The organism is Sphingopyxis sp. (genome assembly GCF_035998905.1).
Lineage (GTDB): Bacteria > Pseudomonadota > Alphaproteobacteria > Sphingomonadales > Sphingomonadaceae > Sphingopyxis.
The window spans coordinates 265,976-277,224 of sequence record NZ_DASYHG010000016.1 but is presented as its reverse complement, the minus strand read 5'-3'; the positions used below and the strand labels follow the sequence as shown (position 1 = coordinate 277,224).

Below are 11,249 nucleotides of genomic sequence, written 5' to 3'. Positions count from 1 at the left end.
GGCTCGCGCGCCGCGAAGATTGCAGCGCGGGGGAGCGAGGGCAAGCCGCGCGGCGGGTGCGTATACGAATACGTTAAACCGCGGTGCTCTGCCGCTTGATCAATCGTGTGGGCAGGACTGCGCGCTCGACGGGGAGGTCGTCGAGGCGGCGGAGCAGCGCGTCGACAAGCAGTTCGCCAGCGCTCTTCATATCCTGCATCACGGTGGTCAGCGTCGGCGAGGTGAGGTTGGCGGCCGGGATGTCGTCGAAGCCGATGATCGCAACATCGTGCGGCAAGCGAAGTCCCGCTTCGGTCAGCGCGCGCATCGCGCCGATCGCGATCAGGTCGCTTGCCGCGAAAATGGCGTCGAAAGACCGCCCGCTCGCGAGCAGCGCGCGCGCCGCGGCGTGGCCCGATTCCTCGGACGATACCGCGTCGCGCTGCAACGCGGGGTCGGGCGACAGCCCCGCCGCCTTCATCGCCCGGCACAGCCCGGCGTAGCGGTCCTGGAATTCGGGCGCATGGTCCGACGCATCGCCGAGGAAGGCGATGGTGCGCCGCCCGATCTCGATCAGGTGCCGGCCCGCCTGCACCCCCGCGCCGACATTGTCCGACCCGACGGTCAGCCCGATGCTGTCGTCCGACACCGATCCCCAGCGCACGAACTTGGTGTCCATTTCGACCAGATGCTCGAGCTTTGAACGATAGAGTTGATAGTCGCCGTAGCCGAGGAGGATGATGCCGTCGGAGCGGTGGCTGTCCTGATAGGCGACGTGCCAGTCGTTGTGCATCTGCTGGAAACTGATGAGCAGGTCATAGCCGCGCAGCGCGCATTGGCGCGTGATCGATCCGAGCATCGACAGGAAGAAGGGGTTGATCATCGACTGGTCGGGAGTCGGGTCCTCGAAGAAGAGCAGGGCAAGCGTGTGCGTGCGCTGCGAGCGCAGGCTCGAGGCGTTCTTGTCGACGGTGTAGTTGAGTTCGCGCGCGATGCGTTCGATGTTCGCGCGCGTCGCCGCGCTCACCGATTTGCTGCCGCGCAGCGCACGCGACACGGTGGGCTGCGAGACGCCCGCCAGATAGGCGATATCGAAGCTCGTCGGCTTGGCGGAGGGCTGGCGCCCCATGCTCGTCTCCCGGTCATGGCGGCCTTGTCGCTGGCGGCTGCCTTGCTGCGAGCCTAGCGATTGGTCCGGTCGATGCCAAGAATTTGCATGGGCCCCGATGCCGCGGCGACAGGCGCAAAAGCGTGACATTTCGGCGACACGGTACCCCACTGCATATTATGCGTATACGTATACCCTATGGCGGCGCGGCGTGATTGGTTTCAATTGCGAGGCTCAAGATGGGTAAAGCCCACGTGCCGGAGAGGAGCCTGACGGACGCCTTGCGGCCCCCCTCCCGGTGCATGGGTCAAGACCGCCCGTCCGTGCCAGGGGAGCCACTATGACCATGCCGACCAATCTTCGCCGCGGTGCCAGCGCCATCGCGCTCGGCCTTGCCTTGACCGCTTTCATGCCCGGCGCCGCGATGGCGCAAGACGCCGGCACGGCCCCCGTCGATGAGGCGCCGGCCGAAGGCGAGATCGTCGTCAGCGGCATCCGCAGCGCGATCAACAATTCGGTCCAGGCGAAGAAGAACAGCACCTCGATCGTTGAGGTCGTCTCGGCCGAAGATATCGGCAAGCTGCCCGACCTCTCGATCGCCGAATCGCTCTCGCGCCTGCCGGGCCTCGCGACGCAGCGCCTCGATGGCCGCGCCAATGTCGTGTCGATCCGCGGCCTCGCCCCCGATTTTACCACGACGCTGCTCAACGGCCGCGAACAGGTTTCGGCGAACAACAACCGCGGCGTCGAGCTCGACCAATATCCGTCCGAACTGCTCAACGGCGCCATCGTTTACAAGACCCCCGACGCGTCGCTGATCGGGCAGGCGATCGGCGGCACGATCGACATGCGCACGGTGCGTCCGCTCGCCTATGGCAAGCGCGCGATCGCGGCCGGGGCGCGCTTCGAAATCAACGACCTCGGCAAGCTCAACCCCGATATTTCGAACAAGGGCTACCGCGCCAATATCTCGTACATCGACCAGAATGCCGACGGCACGCTCGGCTGGGCGATCGGCTATGCACGCATGCAGTCGCCGACCGCCGAAGAGCGTTTCAACGCGTGGGGCTACCCCGAGGCGACCGATGGCACGAACACCGGCTTCATCATCGGCGGCGCCAAGCCCTATGTGAAATCGAACGAGCTCAAGCGCGACGGCGTGATGGCGGTCGTCGAATGGCAGCCGAGCGACAAGTTTCACACGACGATCGACGGCTATTGGTCGAAGTTCAAGGACGAGCAGCGCCTGCGCGGCATCGAATTCCCGCTTTTCTGGGGCAATTCGACGCTCCAGCCGGGCTTCACGATCGAGGACGGGCTCGTGACGAAGGGTGTGTGGACGGGCACCGAGGCGGTGATGCGCAACGACGTCGTCCACCGCAACTCGACGATAATCGCCGGCGGCTGGAACACGCAGTTCAAACCGAACGAGAAGCTGACGCTCGAACTCGATCTTGGCTATTCGCGGGTCAAGAAGACCGAGGAAAATCTCGAAATCTATCTCGGCACCGGCCGCGGCGCAGGCGTCGGTGCACGCGAAACCGCGCTGGGCTTCGAGATGCGCCGCAAGGGCGGCATCATGTTCGACCCGTCGCTCGACTATTCCGACCCCAATCTGTTCGTGATCACCGACCCGCAGGGCTGGAACAGCTGCGGCGGCGCGGTGCCCAACTGCCAGGACGGTTTCGTCAACACGCCGCGTATCAAGGACGAACTGAAATCGCTGCGCGTGCAGGCGACGCAGGAACTGGACGGCGTGCTCAGCAGCATCCGTGTCGGCGCCAATTATTCGGACCGCAAGAAGAGCCTCGACGACCGCGGTTTCGTGCTGACCAGCGAAAATTATCCCGCGAATACCGCCGTACCCGCCGACTATCTCTATGATCCGGTGTCGCTCGACTTCATCGGCATCCCGGGCATGGTCGCGTTCGACAGCTGGCGTTACTATAACGACGGCAATTATACGCTGACCGACGGCGCGGGCTTCGATCCGGCGCGTGTGTTCAACGACTATACGATCCGCGAAAAGGTGCTCACCGGCTTCGTGCAGGCGAATTTCGACGCCGATGCGGGCAGTACGCCGATCCGCGGCAATGTCGGCGTCCAGATCGTCCACTCGGACCAGACGGGATCGAGCTTCTATGCGCAGGTCGTCGGCGGCGTGACCCAGTCGACCCCCGTCACCGACGGTACCAAATATACCGACATCCTGCCGAGCCTGAACCTGTCGGTCGAATTTGCCGACAACACTTTCCTGCGCTTCGGCGCCGCCCGCGTGCTGGCACGTGCGCGCATGGATCAGCTGAAGCCCGGCGGCGGCGTCAATTTCGACACGTCGAAGCGCAACAACACCGACGTCAACGCCTCGCCCTGGTCGCTCGACCTCGGCAACGCACGGCTGCGTCCGCTGATGGCCGACACGGTCGATATCGGGCTCGAGAAATATTTCGGGCAGGGCGGCTATGTCTCGATCGGCGGCTTTTACAAATATCTCGAAAATTACATCTATCGGCAGGTCAATCCGTTCGACTTCACCGATTTCGAGGTCCCCGATGGCGGAACGGTCGGCACGCGCGCCGGCCTCAGCAAGCAGTGGCTGAACGGCAACGCCGGGCGCATCTATGGCGCCGAAGCCTCCTTCTCGTTGCCCTTCGCCAATTTCACCCAGTCGCTCGACGGCTTCGGCGTGCTCGGCAGCGCCTCCTATACCAAGAGCCGCGTGCGCGAAGGTGGCGAGGATCCGATCTCGATGCCCGGCCTGTCGAAATGGGTCATCAACGGAACCGCCTATTTCGAAAAGGACGGCTTCCAAGTGCGGGCGTCGGGTCGTTATCGTTCGAAGTTCCTTGCCGAGGTGTCGACGATCAGCCTCGCGCGCGACATGTTCATGGCAAAGAGCGAATTCGTCGTCGACGCGCAGATCGGCTATACCTTCCAGAGCGGCGCGCTCGAAGGGCTGGGCATCCTGTTCCAGGCGTCGAACCTGACCAACGAGCCGTTCGTGACCTATTACAACAACGACCCGCGCCAGATCCGCGACTATCAGAATTATGGTCGCAACTTCATGGCCGGCATCACCTATAAGTTCTGACGGGATCGGCGGGCCGGCCGGCAAGTCCGGCCCGCTTCCGGACGAAAGGGAAGGAACAGGGTGGGCGACAGCCGCATCACGAAGGTCGTCATCGTCGGCGGCGGAACCGCGGGCTGGATGGCCGCCGCGGCGCTGTCGCGAACGATGGACAATCTGTCGATCCACCTGGTCGAAAGCGACGAGATCGGCACCGTCGGGGTCGGCGAGGCGACGATCCCCGCGATCCGCCTGTTCAACGCGCTGATCGGCATCGACGAGAATGAGTTCATCCGCGAAACGGGCGGGACGTTCAAGCTCGGCATCCAGTTTCACGATTGGGGCCGGATCGGCGACGTCTATACGCACGCCTTCGGCCAGATCGGCCGCAGCCTCGGCATGCTGCCGTTCCAGCAATATTGGCTTCGCGGCCGGAATGAGGGTGCCGCGGGTCGGCTCGGCGATTATTCGCTGAACGAAACCGCAGGGCGGCAGAACCGCTTTGCACGGCTGCCGCAAATCCCGAACACCAGCCTCGACGGCATCGCCTACGCCTTTCATTTCGACGCCGCGCTCTATGCGGCCTATCTGCGCAAGGTGTCCGAGGCGGCCGGGGTCGAACGCACCGAAGGCAAGATTGCCAGCGTCCGGCGGGGCGGCGAAAGCGGCCATGTCGAAGCCGTCGTGCTGGAAAATGGCTCCGCGATCGAAGGCGAGCTTTTCATCGACTGTTCGGGCTTTCGCGCGCTGCTGATCGAAGGTGCGCTCGAAACCGGGTTCGAGGATTGGACGCAGTGGCTCCCCTGCGACCGCGCGATCGCGGTGCCGAGCGAAAATGTCGGCCCGGCGCGGCCCTATACGCGGGCGATTGCGCACAAGGCCGGCTGGCAGTGGCGCATCCCGCTCCAGCACCGGACCGGCAACGGGCATGTCTTTTGCAGCGATTTCATCAGCGAGGATGAAGCGACCGCAACCCTGCTCGCCAATATCGAAGGCCGCCCGCTCGCCGACCCGCGGACGTTGCGCTTCAGGACGGGCATGCGCAAGCAGGCGTGGAACGCCAATGTCGTCGCGCTCGGCCTCGCTTCGGGTTTTCTCGAGCCGCTTGAATCGACGAGCATCCACCTGATCCAGAACGGCATCGCCAAGCTGCTCGCGCATTTTCCCGACCGCGATTTCGACGCCGCCAATATCGATGCCTATAACCGGCGCGTCCGCTTCGACTACGAGCGCGTCCGCGACTTCGTCATTCTCCACTATCACGCGAACGAGCGCACCGACTCGCCCTTCTGGATCCGCTGCCGCGAGATGGCGATCCCCGATACGCTGGCGCAGAAGATCGCGCTGTTCCGCAGTCAGGGCCAGATCGTCCGCGAAGCCGACGAGCTGTTCGTCGAAATCGGTTGGTTCCAGGTCCTGACCGGCCAGAATATCGTGCCGCGCGGCTATCACCCGATGGCCGACCAGCTGACGCGCGACGAGCTGGCGGGTTTTTTCGCCGATGTGGAAACGATCGTCGCGCGCACTGCGTCGCAGCTACCCGCCCACGAGGATTTTATCGCGCAGCATTGCGCGGCAGGAGTGCCCGCATGAGCCTTTTGGCATCGATACTCGCAATGACCCTCGGCGCCGCGGGACCGGCCAGCGATTTCCGCCAGCGGCCGCCCGAAGACGAGGTGATCTATTTCGTCCTTCCCGACCGTTTCGAGAATGGCGATCCGAAGAATGACCGGGGTGGGCTCAAGGGCGACCGGCTCGCGACCGGTTACGACCCTTCGGCCAAGGGCTTCTTCCACGGCGGCGACCTTGCGGGGCTCACGAAACGGCTCGATTATATCGAGGGCCTGGGGGTCACCGCGATCTGGTTCGCGCCGATCTTCAAGAACAAGCCGGTGCAGGGAGCGAAAGGCGACGAGAGCGCGGGCTATCACGGCTATTGGGTGACCGACTTCACACAGGTCGATCCGCATTTCGGCACCAATGCGGAATTCAAGACGTTCGTCGATGCGGCGCACGCGCGGGGGATGAAGGTCTATATGGACATCATCGCCAACCACACCGCCGACGTCATCACCTATAAGGAGGGCGCGGGGGAAGGCTTCCGCTATCGCAGCCTCGCCGATTATCCCGCTTCGCGGCGCGGCGGCGTGAACGGCGCGCCGATCAATCCGGGTTTCGCGGGCGACCATGTCGCCGACGCCGGCAACTGGCAGAAACTGACCGATCCGGCGTTTGCCTATACGCCCGTCGTGCCGAAGGGCGAGGAGAAGGTGAAGGTCCCCGCCTGGCTCAACGACCCGATTTACTACCATAATCGCGGCAACAGCGACTGGGTCGGCGAATCATCGCTCTATGGCGACTTCGCCGGGCTCGACGACCTTGCGACCGAGAATCCGCGCGTCGTCGAGGGCTTCATCGACATCTACGGCCGCTGGATCGACGAATTCGGGATCGACGGTTTCCGCATCGATACCGCGAAGCATGTGAACCCCGAATTCTGGCAGGCGTTCGTGCCCGCGATGCTGGCGCGCGCGAAGGCGCGCGGCATTCCGAATTTCCACATCTTCGGCGAAGTCTATGTCGATGCCGTCGATCCGGGCGCGCTCGCCTGGTACACGCATGCAGCGGGCCTCCCGGCGGTTCTCGACTTCGGTTTCGCGCGCGCGGCGATCGATGCGGTGAGCGGGACGAAAGGCACAGAACAGTTCGCGAAGCTGTTCGACGGCGATGCGCTCTACAAGGGCGGAGCAGGCGGGGCGCAGGAGCTTCCGACCTTCCTCGGCAACCATGACATGGGCCGTTTTGCGATGTTTGTTAAGCAGGCGAACCTGGGGGCGAGCGAACCCGAACTGCTTCATCGGGTGATGCTCGGCCATTCGATGCTGCTGACGCTGCGCGGGGTGCCGACCATCTATTATGGCGACGAGCAGGGCTTCGTCTCCGACGACAAGGACCAGCTCGCGCGCGAGGATATGTTCGCGTCACAGGTCGCAGCCTATAACGACAATGACCTGATCGGCAGCGATGCGACGACGGCGACCGCCAATTTCGATCCCGCGCATCCGCTCTATCGCCACATCGCGGCGCTGTCCGAAATCCGGCGTAAGACCCCCGCGCTGACGCGCGGGGCGACGAAGGTTCGCGCTTTCTCCGACAAGCCCGGATTGCTTGCGGTGTCGCGTTTCGATCCCGACACCGGGCGCGAAGTGCTGCTCGCGTTCAATACGTCGGCGGCGTCGCTGTCGGCGAATATTGCCATCGATATGAAAAGCGCGGGCTTTACCGCGCTCCATGGCGATTGCCCGGTAAGCCCTGCCGCGCCGGGCAGCATCCATCTTTCCATCCCCGCCTTTGGCACCGCCATCTGCCAGGCCAGCGAATAAGCGAAAGTACGCGTGACCACGACCAGCCCCCTCGTTCAGGACCAGATCGCAACCAGCCCCGCCGCCCCGTGGTGGAAGGGCGCGGCGATCTATCAGGTCTATCCGCGCAGCTTTGCCGATTCGAACGGCGACGGCGTCGGCGACCTCGCGGGCATCACCGCGCGGCTCGGCCATATCGCCTCGCTCGGCGTCGACGCGATCTGGCTGTCGCCCTTCTACCCCTCACCGATGGACGATTTCGGATACGACATCGCCGATTATTGCGGGGTCGATCCGATTTTCGGGACGCTCGCCGATTTCGACGCGCTGGTGGAGAAAGCCCACAGGCTGGGGCTGAAGGTCACGACCGACCTCGTGTTTGCGCACACGTCCGACCAGCACCAATGGTTCGCCGAAAGCCGTGCGGGCAAGCATGGCGACAAGGCCGACTGGTATGTCTGGGCCGACGCGAAGCCCGACGGCTCGCCCCCGACCAACTGGCAGTCGGTGTTCGGCGGCCCGGCATGGACGTGGGACGCGCGGCGCGGCCAATATTATCTGCACAATTTCCTCGCCAGCCAGCCGCAGCTCAACGTCCACAACCGCGCGGTGCAGGATGCGTTGCTGGGGGTCGTGCGCTTCTGGCTCGACCGCGGCGTCGACGGCTTCCGCATCGATGCGATCAACTTTTCGATGCACGACCCCGAACTCCGCGACAATCCGCCGGCACCGCCGTCGAACAAGGTGCGCACGCGGCCGTTCGACTTCCAGCAGAAAATCTACAATCAGTCGCACCCCGACATCCCACTGTTCCTCGAACGTATCCGCGCGCTGACCGACGAATATCCCGGCCGTTTCACCGTCGCCGAAGTCGGCGGCGACGATGCGCTGCGCGAGATGAAGAGCTTCACCGAGGGCGAAGGGCGGCTCAACAGCGCTTATGGCTTCAACTTCCTCTACGCCGACCGCCTCACGCCGAAGCTGGTGCGCGAGGCCGCCGATGCCTGGCCCGATACGCCGGGTACGGGCTGGCCGAGCTGGGCGTTCGAGAATCACGATGCGCCGCGCGCGGTGTCGCGCTGGACCCCGGAGGGCGTCGACCGCCAAGCCTTTGCGCGGATGAAGATGGCGCTGCTCTGCGCGCTGCGCGGCAGCATCATCCTCTATAATGGAGAAGAGCTGGGGCTGGGGCAGGTCGATATCCCGTTCGAGCTGGTGAAGGACCCCGAAGCGCTCAAGAACTGGCCGCTCACGCTGTCGCGCGACGGCGCGCGCACGCCGCTGCCGTGGGTCGCGGGCGCGGCGCATGCCGGTTTCTCCGATGCCGCGCCCTGGCTGCCGCTCGGCGCCGACCACGCCGCGCTCGCGGTCGACCGGCAGGACGCCGACCCGCAATCGATGCTCGCGCTCACACGGCGCCTGATCGCGCTGCGCGATGCGAACCCGGCGCTGCGGCACGGCGCGAATGCGCGTTGGGTAACCGAGGGCGACCTGCTCGGCTTCGACCGGGTGGCCGGCGGCCAGCATATCCGCTGCCTCTTCAATTTCGGCGCCGCACCGGTGGCGGTCGCCGCGCACACGGCGGGCGGCGCGCCGATGCTGACGGTGAACGGCGCTGACATGGAAGAATTGCCGCCGGCGGGTGCGCTGTGGCTCGATATGAAAGAAACGAAAAATGCGTAACCTGTTGCTCCTCGCCGCCGCCGTCGCGGCCCCCGCCGCGGCGCAGGAAGCGCCGCCGACCGCGACCTCGCCCGACGGGTCGATCACGCTCACCGTCGCGACCGACAACGACCAGCGCCCAACCTGGTCGCTGTCGCGCAAGGGCAAGTTGCTGATCGCGCCGTCGAAGCTCGGCTTCATCCTCGCCGACCGGATCGGCCTTCAGCGCGGTTTCGCGATCGAAAGCGTCGAGCGCGCGAAGGGCGACGCGCGGTGGGAATTGCCGTGGGGCGAACGCCGCTTCGTCCGCGACCATCATAACGAGTTGCTCGTCCGTTTCCGCCAGAATGAAAGCTGGGGCGGGCATCTGATGAATGTCCGCTTCCGCCTGTTCGACGACGGCATCGGCTTTCGCTACGAACTGCCCGAGCAGCCGGGGCTGAAGACCGCGAAGATCGCCGACGAATTCACCGAATTCGACATCGCGCCGAAGGGCACCGCCTGGTGGATACCCGGCGGCGAATGGAACCGCTACGAGCAGGTCTATCAGGAAACCCCGATCGACGCGGTCGCGACCGCGCACACGCCGATCACGATGCGGCTCGACGACGGCACGCACCTTGCGTTCCACGAGGCGGCGCTCGTCGACTATTCGGGCATGTGGCTGAAACGCGCCGATGGGCAGAAGTTCCGCGCGACGCTGTCGCCCTCGTCGCGCGGGCCGCGTGTTATTCGCGACCTGCCGTTCGCGACGCCCTGGCGTACGATCCGCATCGCCGACGACGCAGCGGGACTGGTCGAAAGCGATCTTGAGCTCAACCTCAACGAACCGAACAAGCTCGGCGATGTCAGCTGGTTCAAGCCGATGAAATATGTCGGCATCTGGTGGGGCATGATCCGCGGCGACTGGAGCTGGGCCGAAGGGCCGAAGCATGGCGCGACGACCGAGCGCACCATGGCGACGATCGATTTCGCGGCGAAGCACGGCTTCGGCGGGGTGCTGGTCGAAGGGTGGAACAAGGGCTGGAATGGCAACTGGTTCGGCCATGGCGACGAATATAGCTTCACCGAGGCGACCCCCGATTTCGACCTGAAGGCGGTCACCGATTATGCACGTAAGAAGCGCGTCCAGCTGATCGGGCATCACGAGACCGGCGGCAATATTGCGGTTTATGAAGCACAGCTCGACGATGCGATGAAGCTATACGGCCGGCTCGGCGTCGGGACGGTCAAGACGGGCTATGTCGCCGATGCGGGCGGGATCATAGCGCCGGGCGACGCACCGGGGGAGACGCGGATGGAATGGCACGACGGCCAGCGTCAGGTGCAGCACCATCTGAAGGTCGTCGAGACCGCGGCGAAATATCATGTCGCGGTCAACGCGCACGAACCCGTCAAGGACACGGGGCTGCGCCGCACCTATCCCAATTGGGTCGCGCGCGAAGGCGCGCGCGGGATGGAGTATAATGCATGGGGCGCCTTCGCGAACGGCCCCGAGCATGACCCGACGCTCGTCTATACGCGGATGCTGTCGGGGCCGATGGACTTCACCCCCGGGGTGCTGAGCCTTGAGGGCGCGAACAAGGCGCCGCTCGCCTCGACGCTCGCCAAGCAGCTCGGGCTTTACCTCGCCATCTATTCGCCGATCCAGATGGCAGCCGATTTTCCCGAGACGCTGGAGAAATATCCGCGCGAGCTCGAGTTCATCAAGCGGGTGCCCGCTGACTGGGCCGAGAGCAAGCTGATCGCGGGCGCGGTCGGCGATTATGCCATCTTCGCACGCAAGGACCGCGCGGGCGCCGACTGGTATGTCGGCGGGGTCAATGACGGCACCGAACGCACGCTGACGCTCGGCTTCGATTTCCTCGAACCGGGCATGACCTACACGGCCACGATTTACCGGGACGGTGAAGGCGCGACCTATCTGACCGAGGCGCGGCACCGGATCGCCTATGAGACAATCAAGGTGAAGAAGGGCGACACCTACAAGCTGTGGCTCGCTCCGGGCGGTGGCGCTGCGATGCGGCTGGCAGCCGTCCGATAAGGAACGACCCGCTGCGGCGTTGCACGT

6 protein-coding genes are annotated in these 11,249 nt (G+C 64.7%); 5 read left to right on the top strand and 1 reads right to left on the bottom strand.

Annotated elements, in window-relative coordinates:
- Window positions 1–73 precede the first annotated feature (73 nt).
- Entirely contained in the window at window positions 74–1,108 is a 1,035-nt protein-coding gene (locus VGN62_RS08620; RefSeq protein ID WP_327452737.1) for a LacI family DNA-binding transcriptional regulator, read from the bottom strand.
- Between the two features lie 319 nt (window positions 1,109–1,427).
- On the opposite strand from VGN62_RS08620, the gene VGN62_RS08615 reads away from it, so the two are divergent.
- Genes VGN62_RS08615 through VGN62_RS08595 form a run of 5 tightly spaced genes read left to right on the top strand, consistent with a single transcriptional unit; the run spans window position 1,428 to window position 11,222 of the window.
- The gene (locus VGN62_RS08615; RefSeq protein ID WP_327452735.1) at window positions 1,428–4,178 is read left to right on the top strand and encodes a TonB-dependent receptor; all 2,751 of its coding nucleotides are present in this window, start codon (window positions 1,428–1,430) and stop codon (window positions 4,176–4,178) included.
- 60 nt (window positions 4,179–4,238) lie between these two features.
- Window positions 4,239–5,747 carry a tryptophan halogenase family protein gene (locus VGN62_RS08610; protein WP_327452733.1) on the top strand — a complete coding sequence of 503 codons (1,509 nt, stop codon included), beginning with the start codon at window positions 4,239–4,241 and terminating at the stop codon, window positions 5,745–5,747.
- Entirely contained in the window at window positions 5,744–7,537 is a 1,794-nt protein-coding gene (locus VGN62_RS08605) for an alpha-amylase family glycosyl hydrolase (protein WP_414713260.1), read from the top strand. The genes VGN62_RS08610 and VGN62_RS08605 overlap by 4 nt, the downstream gene beginning before the upstream one ends.
- Before the next feature lie 12 nt (window positions 7,538–7,549).
- On the top strand, window positions 7,550–9,199 hold the full coding sequence (locus tag VGN62_RS08600; protein WP_327452731.1) for an alpha-amylase family glycosyl hydrolase: 1,650 nt from the start codon (window positions 7,550–7,552) through the stop codon (window positions 9,197–9,199).
- Window positions 9,192–11,222: a glycoside hydrolase family 97 protein gene (locus VGN62_RS08595; protein WP_327452729.1), complete on the top strand. Its 2,031-nt coding sequence runs from the start codon at window positions 9,192–9,194 to the stop codon at window positions 11,220–11,222. Before VGN62_RS08600 ends, VGN62_RS08595 begins: the two co-directional genes overlap by 8 nt.
- Window positions 11,223–11,249: the final 27 nt, after the last annotated feature.